Genomic DNA, 26,855 nt, shown 5'->3' on the forward strand with positions numbered 1-26,855 from the left:
GGGAAGGAATGATATCGGAAAAAATCAATATCTCACTGGATCATCCCATCATGAAGGGCCATATGGTCTTTGGTGAAGCGGTATTGCCCGGTCTTGCTTATATCGATTTGATTTATCAGGTTTTTCAGGAACACGGTTATGTATACAATGAGCTTGAATTGAAGCACGTTACGATTTATCAGCCTTTAACCGTCAGTGAAACGGCTGCAATCATTCTGACCATTCAATGTTCTGATAGCGGAGATGGAAAGTGGCTCATCTCCCTTTCAGGGCAGAAACAGCAAGGTGACGAGCTGTCAGACAATATACAATATGCGACGGCTGAAATGGTGAAAAGAGACGCTGTCACATTTGACGAAACCATTGATTTCGGCGATGTGAAGCAGTCAGCCAGGTCTCTGAATCTTGATGACATGTATAACCGCTGTCTGGATCATGACTTGGTTCATTCCGGGATGATGAAATCGAATGGACGATTGTACGAAACAGAAGGCGGCATGCTGGCTGAGCTTTCTTGCGAAGAAGGAAAAGATTTCTTTTTATTCCATCCGGCCCTTTTGGATGCGAGCGGAATCGGGGGGAGCGGTTTGCTTTCAGAAACAAACCGGCTTCACCTGCCTTTATATTATGAATCGTTCACGGCCGCTGACAGGCTTCAATCAGAGTGCACGGCGCGTATCGACGCTTCCGGCGTCCGTCAGGAAAAAGAACTCACAACGATGACGATCGAGTACTTCAGCCGATCCGGACAAAAGGTGGCGGAGCTTAAAAACATTACGGGAAAAGCGGTTCGGCTCGAAGAAGACGCGAATACAGCCGAACAGAATCAACAGGCTGCAGCTGAGCCGGAAAGCGCAGATGAAAAAGACATCATTCTGTTTTTAAAGAAGCTTTTGGCTGATAAGCTTGGGCAGCCTTGGGAGACGCTGGACGTTCTTGCAGGCTACTACGAGCTTGGACTGGATTCATCTTCTTTGCTTGAGATTGTACAGGATATCAGTAAAAAGACGGGTGCGGACCTCGCGCCCACTCTTCTCTTTGAATTTACAAATATAAAAGAACTCGCAGCCTTTCTGAAAAAGACTGGTTCATTTGAATATGCGGAGGAACGTGCAGCCGAACCATCACGGTCTGAAGCTGAGGCGCCGGACGCGCCAGAACTTCATAAAAACACCGGAGACATCGCGATTATCGGAATGGCCGGCCGCTATCCGAAAGCGAAAAGTGTGGCGGAGTTTTGGGAAAACCTTAAGGCAGGCACGGATTGCATCACTGAAGTTCCGAAGTCCCGATGGGATTGGAAAACATATCAAAACGTAACGTCCCCGTCTGGAAAAACAGTATCAAAATGGGGCGGTTTCATTGACGATGCCGACTGTTTCGATCCGCAGTTTTTCAGAATCTCACCGCGTGAGGCGGAAACGATGGATCCGCAGGAGCGCCTGTTTTTAGAAACATGCTGGGAAACGATTGAAGATGCGGGGTATACGCCTGAAACGCTGGGAAATAAAGGGGAGAAACAGCATCCGATCGGCGTATTTGCAGGGGTGATGCATAAAGATTATTCCTTAATCGGCGCAGAACAATTATCTGAAACTGATCCTTTTCCGGTTTCACTGAATTATGCGCAGATCGCCAACAGAGTGTCCTATTATTGTGACTTCCACGGGCCGAGCATCGCGGTGGATACCGTTTGTTCATCATCATTGACCGCCGTCCATCTGGCCATTGAAAGCATCCGCCGCGGCGAATGTGAAGCCGCGCTTGCGGGAGGGGTGAACTTGTCGCTGCACCCGGCGAAATATCTCAGCTACGGAAGCGTGGGCATGCACTCAAGTGACGGCCGCTGCCGTACATTCGGCGAGGGCGGGGACGGCTACGTTTCCGGAGAAGGAGTCGGTGCGGTCTTGCTCAAGCCGCTGGAAAAAGCCGAACGAGACGGCGACCGCATTTACGCGGTCATTAAAGGAAGCGCCGTTAACCACGTCGGGAAAGTAAGCGGAATTACCGTCCCGAGTCCTGCTGCACAGGCAGAAGTCATTAAGGCCTGTCTGAAAAAAGCAGGTATCAGCCCGCGGACCGTCAGTTATGTGGAAGCCCACGGCACGGGTACTTCGTTAGGAGACCCGATTGAAATTGAAGGTCTGTCAAAAGCGTTCAGCCAAGGGACGCAGGATCAGCAATTTTGTTCCATCGGTTCGGTCAAATCAAATATCGGTCACGCAGAATCAGCGGCGGGAATCAGCGGGTTAACAAAAGCGGCGCTGCAGCTTCATCACAAAACGCTTGTCAAATCACTGCATTCTGCGGAATTAAATCCTTACCTGAAATTTGAGGGATCTCCTTTTTATGTACAGCAGCAGACTGCTCCGTGGATGCAGCCGGCAGCCGAAGAAAACGGAAAAGTCACACATTATCCGCGCCGGGCCGGACTCAGTTCCTTCGGTGCATCAGGTTCGAACGCCCACATCATTTTAGAAGAATACATTCAGCCTGAACAAAAAGCGCCTGCACCTGAGAACGATGCAGCAAAACTCATCCCGCTGTCAGCAAGAAATAAAGACAGGCTTCTGGCCTATGCGGAAAAATTAGCCCGATCGCTTTCAGAAAAGACGGTGCTGTCTGAACTGGCTTATACACTTCAGACAGGACGTGAAGCAATGGAGGAGAGAGCTGTCTTCCTTGTAAATGACACCCGCGACTTGAAAGAAAAGCTGAATGATTTCGTAAAAGGAAACGAAAACATCCCCGGTCTTTGGCGCGGACAAGCCGAGCTGCCGGAACTGAGCGAAACCGCTCCTGAGACGGATGATCCGATACGGCTTGCCGAGTTATGGGCAGAAGGGAAAATAATAGATTGGAATAGGCTGTACGCTTCGGGTAAACCGCGTAAAACAAGCGTTCCGACGTATCCGTTTGCAAAAGAACGCTATTGGATTCCGCAGCAGAAAAAACAGGAGAAAAGCGTGTCAGGCACAGTGCTGCATCCGCTTTTACAAGAAAATACGTCAGATTTTTCGCAGCAGCGCTTCACGTCTCTTTTTACTGGAGATGAATTTTTCCTATCTGACCATGTCGTCAACGGGCAAAAAATACTGCCGGGTGTCGCCTATTTGGAAATGGCCAGAGAGGCGGTCAAAAAGGCTGCTGCCGTGACGGAAAAAGGCTATAGCGTCACACTCAGGCAGGTTGTTTGGGTCCGGCCGGTCATGATTGAAGACAAACCGAAGGAAATACATATTGCCCTTTACCCAGAAGATAATGGTGAGATTACCTATGAAATATACAGTGAGGCAGAAAACGGCGAAGATCCGGTTATTCACAGCCAGGGTGAAGCGGTCATTACCGAACCGGGAAGCGCCCAGATTGATATCGAGTCTGTCAAAGCTTCCTGCAATTCAGGGACCGTGACTGCGGAAGAATGTTACGGTGCTTTTGAGAAGATCGGTCTCGATTACGGAGAGGCATACAGAGGCGTACAGCAATTGCTGATCGGAGAAGACCGATTATTGGCCCGTATTTCACTCCCGGCTGCCGTACATGACAATAAAGAACAGTATACGCTTCACCCGAGTATGATGGACGCCGCTTTTCACGCCTCCGTCGGTCTGCTTGTCCGATCAATACATGACGATGCAGACAGCCACGAGCTTTCTCTGCCGTTTGCAATGCAGGAAGTGGAAGTGTTCGGGCCGTGTCCTGAACATATCTGGTCATATATCCGCTACACAGAAGGCAGCAAAGCAGATGACAACGTAAGAAAATTTGACATTGATATGTGCGATGATGCCGGTACGGTTTATGTCCGGATGAAAGGCTCGTCCGTCCGGGCGCTTGACACAGGCCAAACAGCAGGCGGTGAAACCCCGGAGGCGCCTGTCGGCCATACGATGCTGATTCCGGCTTGGGAGCCCGTTGCACTTAAAAAAACGAAGAAAGCAAAAACGGCGGAAAAGCAGACTGCGGTTTTCGGTGAAACTGACAGAATGCATACGCGCATAAAAGAACATCTGCCGAACGCTTCCTATTATCCGATCAGAGGTACGGATGATATCACATCTCTTACGCACATGCTTGAAGGACAAAAAGAACTGGAGCAAATCATTTGGCTTGCTTCGCAGGCTGAGAGTGCTGACAGCCTCAAGGAACAGGAAAGAAACGTTCTTCATGTGTTCAAGCTGATGAAAGCATTACTTGCCTTGGGGTACGGAGAAAAACATTTGGACTGGTGCATCGTCACAGCAAATGCCCAGCCGTTTTCCGATCAAGACAGCGCCGACCCGTCACAAGCCGCAGTCAGCGGACTTGCCGGAACAATGGCGAAAGAATATCCGCATTGGAATATCCGCATGATTGACACGGAAACGGACGGCAGCTGGCCGATCGAAGAGGCGCTCAGTCTTTCTGCCGGAAAAAACGGTCAAATTTGGGCGTACCGCAATCAGCAGCTGTTTGAGCGGCAGCTGATACCGCTTGACAATATGCCGAAAAACGGCACGCTGTACCAAACAGGCGGAGTTTATGCCGTGATCGGAGGCGCCGGATATCTTGGCGAGGCATGGAGTGAATACATGATCCGCCGCTACAAAGCACATATCATTTGGATCGGAAGAAGCACACTGAATGATTCCATACAGGCGAAACTCGACCGGCTCAGCGCATTCGGCCCGGCGCCTGAATATGTTTCCGCCGATGCCGCTGACAGTGCTTCCTTAGAGCGGGCTTATCAGTTTATAAAAGAGCGTCACACAAAAATGAACGGAATCATCCACTCGGCAATGGATCTGTCTGAGCAAAGCTTAAATAATATGAAGACAGAAGAGTTCAAATCGGTGCTGCGGGCAAAAGCCGATGTCAGTGTGTCCATGGCGGAGGTATTTGGACAGGAGCCGCTTGACTTTGCGCTCTTCTTCTCCTCGCTTGTGGCATTTATCCATAACGTGAAACAAAGCCACTATGCCGCAGGGTGCGCTTTCAGTGACGCATTTGCGAAAGAACTTGATCAGACGTGGAATTGTCCGGTCAAAGTCATGAATTGGGGCTATTGGGGCAACAGCGAAGCGGCTGAAGACGGCGATTTTATTCAGCTGATGGATCAGATCGGATTAGGATTGATCGAACCGGACGCTGCGATGGAGGCGCTTGAAACCCTTATGACGCTGCCGGTTGATCAAGCGGCTTTCATTCATACGACAAAACCGGTCGCGGTCGAAGGGATGAGTGAAACAGAAAAAATTTCCGTTTATCCGTCTCAGCCGCTTGTCTCTTCACAACAGCTGAAGGCTGCTCCGCCCGGCGCACGTCTTGTAAGAGAAGCTGAACATCAGAAGCTCGATGATTTTCTGTATCAGCTTTTGATCGCCCAGCTTAAAGAAGCAGACTTGCTGACGCCGCAAAGCCTTAAAACGTATAAGCCCGAACACGAATACTTTAAAAAATGGCTCAATCAAACGATCGCTTTCCTTCTGGAACATGGCTATCTGGAAGGGAATGCGGATTCATATAAATTGTCGGTGCGAGCCGAAGACACAACCGCCTCGCTATGGCAAAAATGGGAGCAGGAAAAAGAGGAATGGCTCAATAACGCCGATACAAAAGCGATGACTGTTTTAGCCGAGACGATGCTTAAAGCACTGCCGGACATTCTGCGCGAAGACGTGCCGGCGACTGACATCATGTTCCCGCACTCTTCAATGGAACTTGTTGAAGGAATTTATAAGCACAATCAAGTCGCGGATTACTTTAACAGCGCCCTGTCAGATACATTAACGGCGTATGTGAAAGAAAACATCAGCAAACATTCAAAAGCCGAGATCCGCATACTGGAAATCGGAGCGGGCACAGGCGGCACAAGCGCAGGCATATTTGAAAAGCTTAGGCCGTATCAAAACCATATAAAAGAATACTGTTACACCGATGTATCGAAAGCTTTTCTCGTGCATGCGGAGACGGAATACGGCAAACGGAATCCTTATTTGACGTATAAGCTTTTTAACGCAGAAGCGCCGCTTGCCGGCCAGGACATAGAGCCGGGCGCATACGACATCGTCGTTGCCGCCAATGTGCTCCACGCGACGAAAGACATCCGCCAGACGCTTAGAAACGCCAAAGCTGTTTTAAAAGACAACGGTTTGCTGCTCTTAAATGAAATGGCGGGAAACAGCCTGTTCCCGCATATTACTTTCGGACTGCTTGAAGGCTGGTGGCTGCATGAAGATTCTGCCCTTCGTATTCCGGGGTGCCCGGGCTTGTATCCGGAAAGCTGGAAGCGCGTGTTAGAAAGTGAAGGCTGGCATTCTGTCTTTTTCCCGGCAGAAGCGGCACATGAATTAAGCCATCAGATTATAGCGGCAAAAAGCAACGGCGTTGTCCGCCAAAAAACGCTTAAAGCAGGGGCCGGAAAACGGACCGCTCCGCCAAAAGCAGCACAAGCGCCGGAATTTAAGGCGCCGCAAACAACGGTGCAAAAAGGCGACACGTCTTTAACAGAAAAAAGCACCGAGTACTTGAAAACGTTAATCGGAGAAACGTTAAAAATTCCGCCGGCTCAAATTGATCCGAAAGCGCCGCTTGAAAAATACGGAATTGATTCTATCGTCGTCGTACAGCTGACAAACGCGTTACGAAATGTATTGGACCAAGTCAGCAGCACTTTATTTTTTGAATATCAGACGATCGAGGCGCTCGTCGCTCACTTAATCAAAACGAAAAAAGACGCGATGATCAAACTGACAGGACAAACGCCTGTTCAGGAAGAACAGAAGGCAACACCAGAACCGCAGGCTGTACAGCCGGCTAAGCCGCTTCGCACTGACTGGCGGCGGAGGGAAAAGCGGGCAGCCAAAGAGCCCGTCCGGCAAAGTTCGGTTCGCGACGTGGCCATCATCGGTGTTTCAGGACGCTACCCGCAGGCAAAAACAGCGGCTGAGCTTTGGGCCAATATTAAAAAAGGAAAAAACTGCATAGAAGAAATCCCGCGGGAACGCTGGAACTGGCAGGATTACTACGATGAAGAGAAAGGTAAAGAAGGCTCTATTTATACGAAATGGGGCGGCTTCATTGAGGATATGGACAAGTTTGATCCGCTGTTCTTTCAGATTTCTCCTTTGGAAGCGGAGCGAATGGACCCGCAGGAGCGATTATTTTTAGAAACGGCGTATGCGAGTATCGAGGATGCCGGCTATACGCCTGACAACCTGTGCCAAAGCAGAAAAATCGGTGTTTTTGCCGGCGCGATGAACAAAAACTACCCGACAGGCTACGGCTACTGGTCCATTGCCAACAGGGTATCTTACCTTTTTGATTTCCAAGGGCCGAGCATTGCCGTTGATACAGCCTGCTCCTCTTCTTTGACGGCCATTCATCTGGCGCTTGAGAGCATATACAGCGGTTCAAGCGAATGCGCGATTGCCGGGGGCGTAAACATAGTGACCGACCCGATCCATTATATGAATCTGTCAGTCATGAACATGCTTTCCGCAAGCGACACGTGCAAATCATTCGGAGACCGCGCGGACGGTTTTGTAGACGGAGAAGGGGTGGGCGCGGTCGTATTAAAGCCGTTGGAGCAAGCGATTGCCGACAACGATCACATTTACGGTGTGATTAAAGGTAGCGCCATTAACAGCGGAGGCAAAACGAACGGATACACCGTTCCGAATCCGAATGCGCAGGCCGCCTTAATAAAAGAAGCTTTCGAAAGGGCAAATGTCCCGGCGCGCACCGTCAGTTATATTGAAGCCCACGGCACGGGGACCGCATTAGGGGATCCGATTGAAATCGCCGGATTAACGAAAGCATTTGAAGAGGATACAACAGACAAACAGTTTTGCGCCATCGGCTCAGCAAAATCAAATATCGGCCATTGTGAAAGCGCCGCGGGCATTGCGGGTCTGACAAAAATATTATTCCAGCTCAAAGACCGCCAAATTGCGCCGTCCCTGCACGCGGAACAGCTGAATCCAAATATTGATTTCGCGTATACGCCGTTTGCCGTTCAGCAGGAGCTCGGTGAGTGGAAACGTCCCGTCATCGGCGGCAAAGAGCTTCCGAGAAGGGCGGGGTTAAGCAGCTTCGGCGCGGGAGGAGCAAACGCCCACCTCATCATAGAAGAATATACGGCAGATAAAGAGCCTGATGAGATGCCGGCAGATCAGCCCGCCATCATCGTCCTGTCCGCAAAAAACAGCGAACGGCTCACTGAAAAAGCAAAACAGCTCAGAGACGCCATCCGTGAAAAAAGATACAGCGGCCGCGATCTTATGAGCATAGCCTTTACTCTCCAGACTGGCCGGGTGCCGATGGAAGAGCGTCTCGGTTTTATCGTTCATTCACTTCATGAACTTGAAGAAAAACTGAATGGATTTATCGCCGGACAAAACAGCGCCGGACTGCACCGTGACGGCACGGAAGAAAACAAACGGATGCTTGCCGTATTTTCGGCGGATGATGATATGGAAACAATCATAGACGCTTGGATCAGCAAAAGAAAATATTCTAAGCTGCTTGAGCTTTGGGTAAAAGGATTGGACATCAATTGGGCGAAATTATACGGAGACCGTCCTCCGGCCCGCATCAGCCTGCCTGCTTATCCGTTTGCGAAAGAACGCTTCTGGCATCAGCAGCCTGTACAAAGCAAGGCTGCGCCCGTTAAGGCGCCGGCTGATGAAACTGATCCGGCGGAGCAGTTTGAAGTAATGGCTTTTAGAGAAGTTCTTAAAGAACAGGCTCTGCCGGCTGCCGGAGAAAAGCAAGTCAAAACGGTGATTTCTTTCTTAACTGATCAGAAGAAGCAGCAGGAAGCCGTCTCTGTGATCAAATCGTATGACAGTGACGTTGACGTTATTTTTATCGCTCAGGGAGACCGGTATGAGGCCTTGTCCGCCGGCCGCTGCCAAGTGGTGCGGGAAGATCCGCAATCATATGTGAACGCTTTTGCGGATATTCAAAAAGAGTACGGTGAAGCTTCTGCCATTTTGTATTTATGGGCGCTTGAAGATAAAAGCTGCATCGAAGATTATTCATGTATTATCCATATTCTCAAAGCAATGGCTGAGACCGGTCTGCAGCCGGAAAGGCTGTTATTGGCGGGGGAATATGCATCCGGTCTGGAAAGGTGCTACTTGGAATCATGGATCGGCTTTGAGCGTTCGCTCGGCATTGTTCTCCCGAAAACAAGTGTTACCGGCCACTTCAGAAAAGCCGGTGCGGCCATAACGGACTGGATGAGAACCATTTGGGATGAGCTGAAAGCTGAAACAGACCATACCGTTTTCTTGGAAGAGGGAAAACGATATGTCTATCACACCGAACCAACCGGACTAACGAAAGAAAACGGCAGGATCAGAACCGGCGGAACATATCTCATTACAGGCGGATTAGGAGGGCTCGGCTACTTATTTGCCCGCCATCTTGCCCGGAACTATCAGGCAAATGTCATTCTCACGGGGCGGTCGCCGATCAATGAAGAAAAGAAAGAAAAAATGAAAGACCTGGAAAATCTCGGTGCGGGTGTTCTTTACGCCGAAGCCGATGTTTGTGATCCGATCGGAATGGGCGACTGCATCAAGCGCGCGAAAGAACGATTCGGAGCCATTCACGGCGTCATTCATGCGGCGGGCATCGAAAGCAGAACATCCGTCTTTGAAAATGAAATCGGGAATTTCCGCAGTACGCTTGAACCGAAAATAAACGGAAGCCTGCTTCTTGACGAGTGGCTGAAAAACGAAACGCCTGATTTCATCTGTTACTTTTCATCCACATCGGCTGTTTTAGGAGATTTCGGCTGCTGTGATTACGCGGTCGCGAACAGGTTCCAAATGGCGTATGCCCGCTATAAAAACGAACAATCCGAAAGCGGAAACGCTTTTGTCATAAACTGGCCGGTCTGGAAAAACGGCGGAATGGCCGTCGGCGGTGAAGAGACGACGGGCATGTACCTGCAATCAAGCGGCCAGCGCCTGTTAGAAACAGATGAAGGCATTGAGCTGTTTGAGCGCATCATTTCTCAAGACAACACCCAGTGCCTTGTCATTGCCGGCAAAAGAAGCCGTGCCGAACGATTTTTAGGCATACGGCGGGACGATTCATCAAAAACGGATGCGCTTTTGGAAACCGTGAGCCGCCGCATCCCGGAAGAAAGCACGGAAAAACGGCTCGAAGCGGATTTGAAAGAGCTGATACACAGTCTGCTGAAAATATCTAAAGATAAACTCGTCCTGCATAAAAACTGGGCGGAATTCGGATTTGATTCCATCTATTTAGCCAAATTTGCCGCTCTTTTGTCGAGTCATTACGGCATTGAAGTCACTCCGGCGTTATTTTACAGCTATGCCACGCTCGGAGACGTCATCAGCTATTACCTGACAGAACACAAAGAAACGATCGAAACGTTTTACCGAACGGAAGAAACCGAAACAGAAGCCGCCGCTCCGGATAACAAGGAGTATACGGATCAGGAGATCATCGCCATGATGAAACAGGTCTCTGAGGGGACATTAGATTTTAAAAGAGTGCAAGACATCATAGAAGGGAGTAAGACCTATGAATCATAAAGAACTTCTCGATGCCTACAGATCAGGAACGCTCACCATCGCTGAAGTAGAACAAAAGCTTCAGGCTTTCAAGCGGACAACTGCAAAACGTCCGCTTTCTGAAGGCCAGAAAGGTTTGTGGATGCTTCAGAAAATGTTTCCGGAGATGAGCGCATATAACATTCCGTTATGCTTTCGTTTTCAAAAGCTGGATATCGAGACATTCAAAAACGCCCTTTTGTCCGTGCAGCGCCAGCACCCTATTTTGACCAGTGTGATAAAAGAGGAAAACGGCCTTCCGTATCAGATAGAAGATACGGATCGGCATTTTCCGATTGAAGAAATGGATCTTTCTGAATTAAGCGGGCGTGACGTTCTTTCGTTTATTAAAGAAAAAGCAAAAGAACCGTTCGCGCTTGAAACCGGGCCGCTCCTGCGTGTTCATATATTCCGGCGGGCGAAGCGGGAGCCGATTGTGTTAATCACCATTCACCATATCATTTTTGACGGCGTCTCTCTTATGACGTTTATGTCGGCGCTGCTGGACGCTTATGTAAAAGCAAGTGAAGGCAAAGAACCTGTCATGGTTCAGCAGGCCGCAGATTATCATGATTTTGTGAAATGGGAAAAAGAGCTGCTGGAAAGCGAAGCGGGAAAAACGCATCTCTCTTATTGGAAAAAGCAGCTGGAAGGACCGCTGCCGGTGCTTGAGCTTCCGTCGGATTATCCGAGATCATCGGTTCAAACTTGCAAAGGGCAGGCGTATCAGCGCTTGCTTCCTGATGAACTGAACCGGCAGATTAAAGTGTGCGCCCAAAAACATAATGTCAATGAATCCGTTGTGTATCTCGCTATTTTCAAAGGGCTGCTCTATCAATATACGAATCAGGAAGATGTCATCGTCGGCATGCCGACGATGGGGCGCTCTGAGGCTCAATTTGAGTCTGTCATCGGATACTTTATTAATATGATCGCGGTCAGAAGCAGGGAGACGGGCGCCAAATCCTTTACGGCGTTTTTGAAGGAGCTGCAGCTGACACTGGCAGAAGGGCTGGACCATGCCGCGTATCCGTTTCCCGCGCTTGTCAAAGAATTGAAGACGGAACGCTCGCCTGCGGTTTCGCCTGTTTTTCAAACCGCGTTTTTCTATCAAAACTTCTTCCGGACAGAAGGAGCGGAAAAGCTGGCGGAACTATATCAATCACTCGGCATCGAAATGATAGAAGACATTCATCAGGAAGGCGAATTTGAGCTTGCGCTTGAAGTCTATAAAAAAGAAACAGGAACCGTCCTGCAATTTCTGTACAACCCGGATGTCTACAGCCCTTCTTTCATCGAACGGATGGCGGAGCATTATATGAAACTGGCAGAAAAGGTGCTTTCTGATCCGGAGATCGCTTTTGAAGCCTGTTCCGGCCTGCTCAATCAAAAACGTGAAGCAAGCCGTTCATCCCATCAGCCGAATGAGCGCTGCATTCATGAAGTGTTTGCGGAAAAAGCCGGACGCCACCCTGACAGAGAAGCCGTCACATTCGGTGAAAACAGTCTTACATATCGTGAATTAGATGAACGAAGCACGGCGCTCGCTGTGTACCTGCAAGAAAAGGGCGTCACACCGGAATGCCCGGTCGGCATTTGTACGGAGCGTTCTTTTGAGATGGTCATCGGCATCCTCGCCATTTTAAAAGCGGGAGGCGCGTATGTGCCGCTGGACCCGGCTTTTCCAAACGAACGGATGGCGCACGTGTTGACTGACAGCGGCGTTTCAATCGTATTAACGCAAGCAAAGACGCGCGGCATGATTGAACAGTTGGCCGTCGGCGGTGTGAGCACGGTGGAAATTGAAAAGAGCGGACGTTCTGTCAGCGGGGCAAAATTGACGCCGCGTTCAAAACCGCATCATCTCGCTTATATTCTATATACGTCCGGAAGCACGGGAAAACCGAAAGGCGTCATGGTTGAGCACAGGGCCATCATGAATACGCTGCAGTTTTTGGAAGCTGAGTATCCGGTCGCACAAGAGGATGCCTATTTGTTAAAAACGAATTACGTATTTGACGTTTCGATTTCTGAATTATTCGGCTGGTTTATCGGAAACGGACGGCTTGTCATTTTGCCGCCTGGTGCAGAAAAAAATCCGCAGCTTTGCATGGAATACATCCAAACCCACCAGGTCACGCACCTGAATTTTGCTCCCGCCGTGTTTAATGTATTTCTGGAAACGGTAAAGCGGCATACGGCATTTACAGAAGACGGCCCTGTGAAATATGTGATGGTGGCCGGTGAGGCGTTTCCGAAAGATTTAGTCAAAAAGTCAGTTTCCATCTTCAAACATGCCAGAATTGAAAACATATACGGCCCGACGGAAACATCTATTTATGCCGCTTACTACAGCTGCGGCCAAAAGGAAATCACAAGCAGGAATACGCCGATCGGGAAACCGATTCACAATACGCGGCTTTATATCGTCGATGAAAAGCTCAGCCCCGTCCCTGATGGTGTGGCCGGGGAGCTTTGCGTGGCCGGCGCCGGTCTGGCCAGAGGCTATTACAATCAGCCTGAGCTGACGGCGGCATCATTTATTGATAATCCGTTTAGTGAAGGAGAAAAACTTTACAAGACAGGTGATTTAGCCAGATGGCTGCCTGACGGAAATATAGAATATGCCGGCCGGATTGACAGTCAGGTGAAAATTCGCGGCTTCCGCATCGAATTGGGAGCGATTGAAACGAAATTGAACGAACATCCGGACATTCTTGATCAGGCGGTTGTTGTTCAGGAAAAGAACGGACATAAAAAGCTGATTGCTTATTATACGGCCCGCTCCGGTCATACGGCAGATGAAAAAGCGCTCCGCAACCATCTTTTATCGAGTCTGCCGGATTATATGGCGCCTGCTCATTTTATCCGTCTGGATGCGCTGCCGTTAACACCGAGCGGAAAAGTGAACCGCAAAGACCTAAAACAGCGCAAGGTAATTGTTCACCGGTCTGAAAAGTCGGGCAGACTGCCGTTATCAGAAGCGGAAGTGAAAGTGACCGCAATATGGGAAGACCTGCTGAATACGGCGGGCATCAAAACCGAAGACGGCTTTTTCGATGTGGGAGGCGACTCGCTTTTGGCTGTTGCGGCGGCAGAACGCATTAAACAGGAGCTGGAATGCGATTTTACCGTCACGGATTTATTCGAACACTCTACCATTCAGGCGATCAGCCGATTTATTGTTGAAACTAAACAGACGGCTGAATCAGAGGCATCAGGCCAAGATGAAAGAGAAAGAGAACAAACACCGCAAAACGGGGTGCCGTCTTACTTTGACGACAGTGTGGCGATTGTGGGAATTTCCTGCCAGTTCCCCGGCGCGAAAAATCATCATGAGTTTTGGAAGCAGTTAAGAGAAGGAAAGGAAAGCGTCCGGTTCTACTCGGAAGAAGAACTTCGGGAAGCCGGCGTACCTGAAGATTTGATCGAAAATCCCGACTATGTGCCGGCATTATCGACGATAGAAGGAAAAGATCTCTTTGACCCTGAGTTCTTTCACATTTCTCCGAAAGACGCAGAATTTATGGATCCTCAGCTTCGGCTTCTGCTGCTACATTCTTGGAAAGCCGTCGAGGACGCGGGATATGTATCCAAAGAGATTCCGAAGACAAGCGTATATATGTCGGCAAGCAATAATTCGTATCGGTCGCTTTTGCCGGAAAAAACGACAGAAGGCCATGAATCTCCTGACGGCTATGTCTCATGGGTGTTAGCGCAGAGCGGCACGATTCCGACGATGGTTTCCCATAAGCTCGGATTAAAAGGGCCAAGCTATTTCGTTCATTCCAATTGCTCATCATCATTAGTCGGTCTTTATTCAGCCTATAAAAGCATCACGAACGGAGAATCGGAATACGCGCTCGTCGGCGGAGCAACGCTGCATGCAGCGACAAGCATCGGCTATGTGCACCAAAACGGATTGAATTTTTCAAGCGACGGGCATGTCAAGGCATTTGACGCTTCAGCCGACGGTATGGCGGGCGGAGAAGGAGCTGCCGTCATTCTGCTGAAAAAGGCGTCGAAAGCCGTTCAGGACGGAGATCACATATATGCCATGCTCAGAGGCGTCGGTCTGAACAATGACGGAGCGGATAAAGTCGGCTTTTACGCACCGAGTGTAAAAGGTCAGACTGACGTCATCCAGCATGTTTTAGACAGCACGAATATTCACCCGGAGACGATTTCCTATATCGAAGCGCACGGCACAGGAACGACATTGGGTGATCCGATTGAAATGTCCGCGCTGCAGCAAGTGTATAAACGTTACACGGACCGGGAGCAGTATTGCGGAATCGGCTCCGTAAAAACGAATATCGGACATTTGGATACAGCAGCAGGTCTGGCCGGGTGCATCAAAGTCGCCATGAGTTTATATCATCGGGAGCTGGCGCCTACCATTAATTACACGTCACCGAACCCGAATATCAAATTCAGCGGTTCGCCGTTTTATGTGGCGGATAAGAGAAAACCGCTTCCGGAGAGAGAGACGCCGCACCGGGCAGCGTTAAGCTCATTCGGACTCGGAGGAACAAACGCACACGCCATTTTTGAACAGTATGAAAACAAAACGATCAGCGGATTAAATGACGGACAGCCGCCTTATATCGTTCCGCTGTCAGCGAGAAATAAGCAGCGTCTTACTGCCTATGCATCTTGTTTATCCGGCTTTCTGGATGAAGCCGAAAACGATGTTTCTTTGCATGATCTGGCATTTACGTATCAGACCGGACGTGAAGCGATGGAAGAGAGAGCCGTTTTTATCAGTCATGATCATCACGATTTGAAGCGTCAGCTGCAGGATTTTATCAACGGCAATGACCAAAACATCTTACGGGGCGAAAAAGTGAGAAGCAGAGAAGTGTCGGCTCAGGAGATGGAAGAGCTTGCGGCATGTCAGACACGTGATGAAAAGCTGAAAGCATTTGCGGCGCTCTGGATTGAAGGAGCGCGTGTTGATTGGGGCTTATTGTATCAGGATTCCGCGCCGCGAAGAATCAGTGCGCCGACCTACCCGTTCGCAGAGGAGCGCTTCTGGCCGGAAGAAACTGTGAAGCAAACGGATACCAAGTTTTTGCATCCGCTGGTACATCAGAATACATCCGTCTTGCAGGAGCAGCGGTTCAGTTCGGAATTCACGGGAAAAGAGTATTTTATTGCCGAGCATATCATTAAAGGAATGGCGATCGTGCCGGCTGCCGTTACCCTTGAGATGGCACGGGCCGCAGCGGAGAAAAGCATCGGCGGGGCAACAGAGGATTCTCTCGGCCTGCGCTTAAAGAATATCGTATGGGTCCGCCCGGTGATAGTCGATCAGGACGCTGTCCGTGTCCATATCGGACTTTATGAAGAAGAGGACGGACAGATTCAATACAGAATGTACGGCGGTAACGATTCTATCGGTGAAGAAGCTCCTCTTTATAATCAGGGCATCGCTGAAATCATCCGGAAGGAACCGGAGGAAGCGGCGGATATTGAGCAGCTGAAGCGCCGGTGCACGCAGGGAACAATCCAATCTCAAGCGTTTTACAAAGGAATGATCGGAGCTGATTACGGGCCGGGCTACAAAGGTGTACAGCTTGTATACAAAGGCGAAGACCGTCTGCTTGCTAAATTGAAGCTTCCTGAATCCGTCTCCCATACGAAAGCTGATTATATCCTTCATCCGAGTATGATGGACGGTGCGCTTCAGGCCGCCGAATATTTACAAAACGTGACGAGAGCGCTGCTGGCAGAAAGCGGGGAACCATTCAAAGCCGCATTGCCGTTTGCTTTAGAGGAGCTGGACGTTCTGAATCCGTGCGCTGATGATATGTGGGTGCACGTCACATTCAGCGCGAACAATAAAGCCGGCGATCCTATCCAAAAAGCAGATATTGATTTATATGATAATAACGGCGGGCTTTGTGTGCGGATGAGAGGTTTCTCAACGCGGATCATGGAAGAAAACGCGGGTGCCGGCGTTCCCGTCAGCCGTACCGAGACATTGCTCGCTGAACCGGTCTGGAAAGAGCAGCCGGAACAGGCCGATCATGCGCCTTCGTATGAACAGCATATCATTTTCCTTTGTGAGTACGATGAAGCCGTTAAACAAGCTGTCGAAGCAAAGCTTGAACATGCAAGCGTCATTATCTTGGACGATCGTCCCGCATCTATTGCAGAGCGGTATCATTCTTATGCGGGTCAGCTGTTTGACCATATCAAAACCATAATGAAAAGCAAGCCGAAGGGTCGGGTTCTTTTTCAGGCTGTTACGCGGTCAGCAGGCTTACAGCAGGTGTTCTCAGGCATTACCGGCCTCTTCAAAACCGCATGCCTTGAACATTCCAAGCTGATCTGTCAAATGATCGAAGCCGAGGAGAAAGAAAGTGCTGAAGGCATCGCGGAAAAAGCGGCGGAAAACCGTATGCATGCCGAAAGCGTCCATGTGAAATATGAAAACGGCAAGCGCTTTGCCGCTGATTGGGAAGAGGTGGATATTTCTCAAGCGGAGCCGGATATTCCGTGGAAAGACGAAGGCGTTTATCTCATTACAGGAGGTGCCGGAGGTTTAGGTCTGATTTTTGCAAAAGAGATCGCAAACCGTACAAAAGACGCCGTCATCATACTAACCGGCCGGTCCGCTCTCAGAGAAAAGCAGAAAGACATGCTGGAAACAGTACGTGCTGCCGGCGCTTCTGTTTTCTACGAGCAGACCGATGTCACGGACGAAGCAGAAGTATACCGATTGATCCGCCATATCCGCAAACGGCACGGCAAGCTGGACGGGATTGTTCACAGTGCCGGCATTATAAAAGACAACTACATGGTGAAGAAGACGGCAGAGGAATTCCAACACGTTCTCGCTCCGAAAGTGAAGGGCCTTGTGTATCTTGATGAAGCGTCACAACATGAGAAATTAGATGTCTTTATTGTCTTCTCATCCTTATCAGGTGTGCTTGGAAGCGTCGGCCAGGCTGATTATGCGTCTGCAAATGTCTTTATGGAGATGTATGCCGAGTACCGCCGTTCTTTACAAGCCGCAGGACAAAGATACGGAAAGACGCTTTCTGTCAGCTGGCCGTTATGGAAAGAAGGCGGAATGCAGGCAGGAAAGCAGACGGAAGATATGCTGATGCAGGAGGCGGGAATCGCACCGCTCGGCACAGATGCCGGCATCAAGGCTTTATATCAAGGCTTGATGAGCGGGACAGCCCGGATGACGGTTCTTGAAGGAGATGTGAAAAACATGAAAGCAAAACGGTTCCGCAAAGAGAATGATCATCCGGAAGCAGAGACCGGCGTACGTCATGACATTGATGCTGACAGCCTGCTTGAAAAAGTGAAGCATCTGTTAAAACAGCAGACGGCCTCGCTGTTAAAAGTAAACATTGACAAAATTGATCCTCACGAAGAAATGACAAAATACGGGCTGGATTCTATCTCGATGACTGAGTTTACGAACCAGTTAAACAAAACGTACCGGCTTACGTTAACGCCGACGATTTTCTTTGATCATCCGACAATCCATGAATTTGCCGTTCATTTAATCAGTGAATACGAAGAGGAATTTGCCGGACGGTTTGCGGTAAATACAAAAACGGTTCAATCGGCAAGACCGGTAAAAGAGACTCAAATCACGCGCCAGGCCGTTAAGCGGCGCCGCACTCTGCCTGAGACACTTCCGCAGACAGTACAGCGGGACCAAGGGCCGGAACCGATCGCAATCGTAGGCATCAGCGGGATTTTCCCGATGGCAGAAGACATTGAAGCTTTCTGGCAGAACCTGAAAGAAGGCAAAGACTGCATGACCGAGATTCCGAAAGACCGCTGGGACTGGCGGGACTATTACGGGGATCCCGCAAAAGAAGCCAATAAAACAAACGTCAACCAAGGCGGGTTTATTGACGGAATTGCCGAATTTGATCCGTTGTTTTTCGGGATTTCACCCCGGGAAGCGGAGCAAATGGACCCTCAGCAGCGCCTCTTGCTGACGTATGCGTGGAAAGCGATTGAAGATGCCGGATATGCATCAAAGAGTCTCTCAGGCACAAAGACAGGTGTGTTTATCGGGACCGGAAATACCGGCTACGGTTCTCTTTTAGCCAATGCCGATACGGCGATTGAAGGGTCATCCGCGGCGAATACAAGTCCGTCTGTCGGACCGAACCGTGTCAGCTATACGCTCAATCTGCACGGGCCGAGCGAGCCGATTGATACCGCCTGCTCAAGCTCGCTCGTTGCCATACACCATGCCGTTTCTTCAATTGAAGAAGGGACGTGCGACATGGCTTTGGCGGGAGGAATCAATACGATTGTTCTTCCGGATGTGTATATCAGCTTTGACAAAGCGGGCGCGCTGAGTAAAGAAGGAAGATGCAAGACGTTCTCCGATCAGGCTGACGGTTTTGCCCATGGTGAAGGAGCCGGGCTCTTTTTCCTCAAAAAGCTGAAAGCCGCTGAGGCGGATGGGGACCATATTTACGGCGTCATTAAAGGAAGCGCGGTGAATCACGGCGGCCGTGCGGCATCTTTAACAACGCCTAACCCGAAACAACAGGCGGAAGTCATTAAAGCCGCATACAAAAAAGCGGGCATTGATCCGAAAACAGTCTCTTATATCGAAGCGCACGGCACCGGAACAGAATTGGGGGATCCCGTTGAAATTAATGGCCTGAAACAAGCGTTCAGCTCGTTTGCAGACGGAAAAGAGAAAGCGGCCGGCTATTGCGGCTTAGGGTCGGTCAAAACGAATATCGGCCATTTATCCCTTGCCGCGGGAGCAGCGGGCATTATTAAAATTTTGCTGCAGATGAAGCATCGGACATTAGTCAAAAGTCTCCACTGTGAGACGGTAAATCCGTACATTCAGCTTGAAGACAGCCCGTTTTATCTGGTGCGGGAGACGATGGAATGGAAGACGCAGACGGACGAACGCGGAAACGAACAGCCGCGCCGCGCGGGCATCAGCTCATTCGGCATCGGAGGCGTAAATGCCCACGTCGTCATCGAAGAATACATTCCAGAAGACAGAGAGGAAGCAGATGATTCTCATATCGACCCATGTCTTTTCGTTCTGTCCGCCAAAAATGAAAAACGCCTGAAAGAGCAGGCAAAACAGCTGAAACGTGCGCTTACTGAAAAACGGTACGATCATTCCAGCCTCGTTTCTATGGCATATACTCTCCAAATCGGAAGGGACGCCATGGAAGAACGCCTGGCGGTTATTGCCGGATCCGCAGAAGAACTGCAGAAAAAACTGTCACAGTTTATCACTGGAGATAAGCATGCGGATTTGTACAGAGGAAGAATAGACAAAGGCACGCTGCAAATGCTGACGGAAGATGAAGAAATTCAAGAAGCCGTTGAAAAATGGATGGCACGCGGCAAATACGCGAAGCTGCTTGAATTATGGGTCAAAGGGCTGAACGTCGATTGGGCGAAGCTGTATGGAGACCGGCCGCCTAAACGCATGAGCCTGCCGTCGTATCCTTTTGCAAAAGACCGCTATTGGGCGGCGAAACACACCGGAAAACACGAAAAAACAAGCACAGTATCTGCCGGAAAACAAGACGCGCTTCATCCGCTTCTGCACAGAAATACTTCAAACCTTGCAGAACAGCGGTTCAGCTCAATCTATACAGGAGAAGAATTTTACCTTGCGGATCATGTTGTAAAAGGCGTGCCGATTTTACCGGGTGTGGCACATCTTGAAATGGCGCGCGCAGCAATGGAACAGGCATCTGAAGTTCCGGCCGGACAAGGAAGCGTCAAGCTTAAGAATACGGTTTGGGTGCGGCCGATTACCATTGAAGACGAGCCGGTTCATGTCAACATCCGTCTCATTCCCGAAACGGCAAATGACGTTCAATTCGACATTTACTGCGGCCGGGAAACAGATCAGCCGTCCGTTTACAGCCAAGGGGCAGTATCAGTCCGCCCTGACGCAAAGGCTCCGGTCATTGATCTTCAAAAACTGAGATCACAATCCGCCGAGACACCGTTTTCTGCAGATGAAGTGTACGATATGTACCGCAAAATCGGTTTTGATTACGGCCCGGCTTTCCGGGGTGTCAAAGCGATTTATACAGGTGATGATTTCGTATTGGGCAGACTGTCTCTTGACGCGGCTTGTGCGGACACGGTACAGGAGTATGTCATGCATCCGGGCTTAATGGACTCTGCATTGCAGGCATCAAGCATATTAACCGGAACAAATGATGAACAACTGATGCTTCCGTTTGCGGTTCAGGAGCTTGAAGTATTCAGCGCATGCGCTGCCGAGATGTGGGTATACGCCAGACTTTCTGAAGACCACAAAGCCGGCCAGGTTGAAAAACGCGATCTTGATATTTGTGATGAAAACGGCAAGGTGTGCGTAAGGCTGAAAGGTTTGTCATTCAGAACAGCTGAAAAAGAACCTGAGAAAAAAGAAAAAGCTCCGGAAACGCTCATGCTTGAGCCGGTATGGACCCGAAGCGATGAAACTGCTGCTCAAACGGAACCGGTTTTTGCCCGGCATATCGTAATGCTTTGTGACACAGACGCCGGACTAAAGCAAGCGGTTGAAGCCGCGGGAGCTGAATGTATTGAAATGGCCTCCCCGCACGGGAAAGCGGCGGCGCGCTTCCGTGATTATACAGGACGGATATTGGAGACGCTGCAAAAACTGCTGAAGGAAGAGACGGAAGGAGACGTCCTTATCCAGACGGTTCTCTCTAAAACAGATAAGCATCAGCTGCTCTCAGGGATTTCAGCTCTGTTAAAAACAGCCGGCCTGGAACATAAAAAACTGAAAACCCAGCTGATTGAAATAGAACCAGCGGAAAACGGCAGAATCACAGACATCATCAGAGAAAATAAAACAAGGGCTGATGACAGCCATATCAAATATGAAAACGGCATCCGATACAGCGCAGATGTCAAAGAAACGGCCGTGTCCGGCGGCAAAATACGCATTCCGTGGAACGACGGAGGGATTTATCTCATTACCGGAGGAGCCGGGGGCCTCGGCTTTATTTTCGCAAAAGAAATCGCCCGGAAAGTCAAAGAGCCGACGCTGGTTTTGACAGGCCGTTCCGCATTAAGCGAGAATCAGCGGAAGCAGCTGCAATCGCTTGAATCACTCGGAGCAAAAGCGGAATACAAACAGGCTGACGTAACAAACGCTCAAACTGCGGCAGACCTGGTCAAAACAATTGAAACGGAATATGGCGGCCTTCACGGCATCATTCATAGCGCGGGTGTGATGAAAGATCAATATATCGCAAAGAAAACAACCGAAGAGTTTTACAGTGTATTGGCTCCTAAAACGGACGGATTTGTCAACCTTGATGAAGCAACCGAGCATTTAGCGCTGGACTTTTTCATCGTTTTCTCATCCATTTCCGGTGTCACCGGGAATGCGGGACAGGCGGATTATGCGGCGGCAAACGCATTTATGGACAGCTATGCGGCATACCGCAACGCGCTGGTTACGGCAATGTACCGCCACGGTCACACATTGTCAATCAATTGGCCGCTTTGGAAAGACGGCGGAATGCAAGTCAATGAAGAAATGGCGAAGCTCACCGAAAAAAGAACCGGTGTAACGCCGATGCGCACTGAAACCGGAATAGAAGCTCTTTACAAAGCATGGAGCACGGGGAAAACAAGCGTGCTCGTTATGGAAGGCAACCGCGCCGTAATGCGGGAAAAACTGCTTCAAAAGACTCCCGCAGCCGCTTTTGCACCGGTTAAGAAAACGGAAGAAACACCTGCGCCGAAAGACCTGACGGCCAAACTTCAGGAATTGCTGGCAAAAGAAGTTTCCGGACTTCTGAAAATAAACATTGAAGAAATCGATATCGAATTGGAGTTCAATCAATACGGATTTGATTCCATTACGCTGACGGAATTCGCGAACAAGCTGAATGACACTTATCAGCTTGATCTGACACCGACCGTATTTTTTGAATATGCGACGATTCAAGCCTTGGCGCATCATTTAGCAGAAGACTATCAAACGCAATTTGCCGGCAGCACACAGCCGAAAGAAGAAAAACAAAGCGGCGTAACAGATGATGGCGGCATCAGACTGGCAGGGAACAAACGATTTGCAAAAACTGCCGTACAGCCTGTTCAGACTGCGGCTGAACATAAACCGGAACCGATCGCCATTGTCGGCATGAGCGGAGTGTTTCCGAAGGCCGCAAATATTGATGAGTATTGGCGCAATTTAGAAGAGGGAAAAGACTGTATAACAGAGGTGCCGGCGGATCGCTGGGACTGGCGGGAGTATTACGGTGACCCGCTTAATGAAGCCAACAAAACAAATGTAAAGTGGGGCGGGTTTATTGACGGAGTTGCGGAATTTGATCCGCTGTTCTTCGGAATTTCACCGCTGGAAGCCGAACAGATGGATCCCCAGCAGCGCTTGTTAATGATGTATGCGTGGAAGGCGATAGAAGATGCGGGATATTCCGCTAAAAGCCTTTCCGGCACGAAAACAGGCCTGTATATCGGCACGGGGAATACCGGATACGGCTCACTGTTTTCCGATCTGGATATCGGCGGTGCGTCAGCCGCAAATATGAGTCCGTCAGCAGGGCCGAACCGCGTCAGCTATATGCTCAATCTGCACGGGCCGAGTGAACCGATCGACACGGCTTGTTCCAGCTCGCTGGTCGCGATTCATCACGCCGTATGCGCCATTGAAAACGGGAACTGCGAGATGGCGATCGCCGGCGGCGTGAATACTGTCGTCACACCGCAAGGCCACATCGCTTATGACAAAGCGGGTGCGCTGAGCAAAGAAGGGAAATGCAAAACGTTCTCCGACAGGGCGGACGGATTTGCCGTCAGTGAAGGTGCCGGAATTCTGTTTTTGAAAAAGCTGTCAGAAGCGGAAAAAGCGGGCGATCATATCTACGGCGTCATTAAAGGCAGCGCGGTCAACCACGGCGGACGCGCGAACTCCTTGACGACACCGAATCCGAAAGCCCAGGCGGAAGTCGTCAGAACGGCTTATGACAAAGCAGGCATTGATCCCAGAACCGTCACTTATATAGAAGCGCACGGAACCGGAACGGAGCTTGGCGATCCGGTCGAAATCAACGGCCTGAAATCCGCCTTTCAAAAGCTGTACGAAAAAACAGGCGATCCCGCCGTTTACGCGAGTCACTGCGGTCTGGGATCGGCTAAAACCAATATCGGCCACCTGTCACTGGCAGCCGGTGTCGCGGGTGTGATCAAAGTGCTGATGCAGATGAAGCATAAAACACTTGCAAAAAGCCTCCACAGCGAGGTCATCAACCCGTATATCAAACTGAAAGACAGTCCGTTTTACATCGTACAGGAAAAAAGAGAATGGACGGCATTGAAAGACGAAAACGGCAATCATCTGCCGCGCCGTGCGGGAATCAGTTCTTTCGGCATCGGCGGCGTAAACGCCCATGTCGTCATTGAAGAATATATCCCGAAGGAAGAAAGAAAAACAGCTGTTTTCACACACCCTCAAATCTTTGTGCTGTCGGCCAAAGAAGAAGAACGTCTGCAGGAACAGGCGCAGCAGCTGGCGCAAGCTTCTTTTACGGATGCGGATCTTGCCGATGTTGCTTACACGCTTCAGCAGGGACGTGATGCGATGGAAGAAAGAGCGGCCATTATCGCTTCCTCGGCCGAAGAACTGCGGGACAAGCTAAAGAGCTGTGCGAAAGGACGTTATGACAAAGCGGGCATTTATAAAGGAAAAGCGGGTAAAACCCCGCTGAAATCCATTCTGGCAGGCGCAAACGGCGAAGCGGATATCGAAGAGCTGATAAGCCGCCGGGAGAATGACAAGCTTGCGGAATTATGGGTGCAGGGCGCGGATATCAAATGGGACGGCTTATATTCTGATATCAAGCCCCAACGGATGAGTCTTCCTGCTTACCCGTTTGCGAAAGAGCGGTACTGGATCACGGACAACCGGCCGAAAGCAGAAAAACCGCAAGCTGTGCCGACGGCGCGGGTGCTGCACCCGCTGCTTCACGAGAATGTATCGGATTTAACAGAGCAGCGGTACCGATCCGAATTTACGGGACAAGAGACGATTTTCACCGATCACCTTATTAAAGGCAAGCCGGTTATGCCGGGCGTTGCCTACTTGGAAATGGCCAGGGCGGCGGTTGCTCAGGCAGTCAAAGGGCAAAAGGAAGTTCCGTCTGTCATCCGTCTGAAAAACATCGTTTGGGTTCGGCCGATCGAAGCGGGAACCCGCCCGATTGAAGCGCAAATCAGCCTGATTCCGAGGGAAAACGGTGAAATCGTGTATGACATTTACACGGATTCACAAACAGAAGCAAGCGGCAGGCAGATACACTGTCAGGGGGCTGCCGGCATTCTCAGCGCCGGTGAGGCTCCGCACCGTGATATAGGCGCACTGAAAGCTCAATGCGGCCGCAGTATGCTGACTTCTGAACAGTGTTACGGCTTATTCAGCAAAATCGGCATTGACTACGGTCCCGGACAACAAGGAATTCAGCACATTCATATCGGAAGCAATCAAGCATTAGCTGAGCTCCGTCTGCCTTCCTTCCTCGAAGAAACGGCAGATCAATACGTTCTTCACCCGTGTATGCTTGATTCAGCTCTGCAAGCGACAATCGGACTGAAGCTTCACGCAGATGATAACCAGCTGTCACTGCCGTTCGCCCTTGAGGAACTGGACATTTTCAGCCAGTGCACGACAAGCATGTGGGCGTATGTCAGCTCCCGGGGAACGGATGAAAAAATACAGCGGCTGGACATTGACTTATGCGATGAGACAGGCCGCGTCTGTGTCAGGATTAAAGGGATTTCTTCCAGAATGATGGAAGGCCCGGCGCCGGAAACATCATTAAATGGAGCAAACCTTCTGGCTCCGGTATGGGATCTTGCGGAATTCCGTGACCCAAGCCCGGCATATAAGACGGAAGAGGTTGTCTTTATCGCAGGGGATGAGGAAAGCACGGCTTTTCAATTGCATCATCCTTCTGCGAAACGGCTTCATATCAACCCGGAGGATGAAATAGAGGCTGTTGCGGCTGAACTGAAAGCAAGAGGGTCTTTCGGGCATATCGTATGGATCGCTCCTTTTCACAGCGCTGATGACATGGTGAAAGCTCAAGATGCGGGCGTCATCCAGATGTACAGAGTGATTAAGGCGATGCTTGCTTTAGGATACGGAGGCAAGCGAATCAGCTTGACTGCAGTCACAATAAAAACACAGTCCGTACAGCCGGCGGACATCATTGATCCGGCTCATGCAGGCATTCACGGTTTGATCGGTTCGCTCGCAAAAGAGTATCCGAACTGGCAAACACGGCTGATTGATGCCGGATGTCCGGAAGATGTTTCAAAGGCGGAGCTGTTCTCAGCGCCGTTTGATGAGCAAGGCAACACTTGGGCGTACCGGAACAATCACTGGTACAAACAGCGCCTTATTCCTGTACAGCAGCCGGTGTCAAGCCGGCCCGCTTACCAAAAAGGCGGCGTTTATGTCGTCATCGGCGGCGCGGGGGGCATCGGCGAGGCATGGAGCGAATATGCCGTGAAAACGTATCAGGCGCGAGTCGTTTGGATCGGCAGACGAAAACATAACAGCGCCATCCAGGAAAAAATCGACAGACTCAGCCAATTCGGGCCTGCGCCGATTTATATTGAAGCTGACGCGGCAAATCCGGTTGAGCTCACACGGGCGTATGAAACGATCAAACGCACGCACCCGCAAATTAACGGAATCATCCATTCCGCAATTGTTTTAGAGGATCAGAGCCTGGCGAATATGCCGGAAAGCCGTTTGAAAAGCGTGCTCGCTGCAAAAGTCAATGTCAGCGTGAATATGGCCCGCGTGTTCCAAAATGAGCCGCTGGACTTTGCTTTGTTCTTCTCATCTGTTCAATCATTTGCACGAGCGGCCGGACAAAGCAATTATGCTGCCGGGTGCAGTTTCAAAGATGCCTTTGCCGCTCATTTGGCTCAAGTCCGGCCGTATTCGGCGGCAGTGATGAATTGGAGCTACTGGGGCAGTGTCGGAATCGTATCATCTGCCGATTATCAAGAACGGATGAAACAGGCGGGAGTCGGATCAATTGAAGCGCCCGAAGCAATGGCGGCGCTTGAACGATTGCTCGGCGGCCCATTGAATCAGTTCGTCATGATGAAACAGGCGGAAGAGCCGGAGGAAAAACCGGAAGAAATGATAGAAGTATACCCTGAACATCACGGCTCGGCGATGCAAAAACTGCGAAGCTATCAGCCTAAAGTAACAAGACATGTACAACAATTGAGTTAAGGAGGGGACGG

The 26,855-nt window shown here is 50.1% G+C and carries 2 protein-coding genes; both read left to right on the forward strand.

Annotation, left to right across the window (positions count from 1 at the left end; all coding sequences use genetic code 11):
• Positions 1-8 precede the first annotated feature (8 nt).
• Positions 9-10,553 carry a type I polyketide synthase gene (locus VP472_RS08570; protein WP_146276810.1) on the forward strand — a complete coding sequence of 3,515 codons (10,545 nt, stop codon included), beginning with the start codon at positions 9-11 and terminating at the stop codon, positions 10,551-10,553.
• Positions 10,543-26,844, forward strand: a complete 16,302-nt coding sequence (locus VP472_RS08575) for a non-ribosomal peptide synthetase (RefSeq protein WP_146276812.1) — start codon at positions 10,543-10,545, stop codon at positions 26,842-26,844. The genes VP472_RS08570 and VP472_RS08575 overlap by 11 nt, the downstream gene beginning before the upstream one ends.
• Positions 26,845-26,855: the final 11 nt, after the last annotated feature.

This window comes from Bacillus sp. MT(2024) (assembly GCF_036362845.1).
GTDB lineage: Bacteria > Bacillota > Bacilli > Bacillales > Bacillaceae > Bacillus > Bacillus velezensis.

What these genes read in the sequence shown, in the direction of transcription:
- VP472_RS08570 (WP_146276810.1), top strand. Translation starts at nt 9, where the DNA reads ATGATATCGGAAAAAATCAATATCTCACTGGATCATCCCATCATGAAG.
- VP472_RS08575 (WP_146276812.1), top strand. Translation starts at nt 10,543, where the DNA reads ATGAATCATAAAGAACTTCTCGATGCCTACAGATCAGGAACGCTCACC.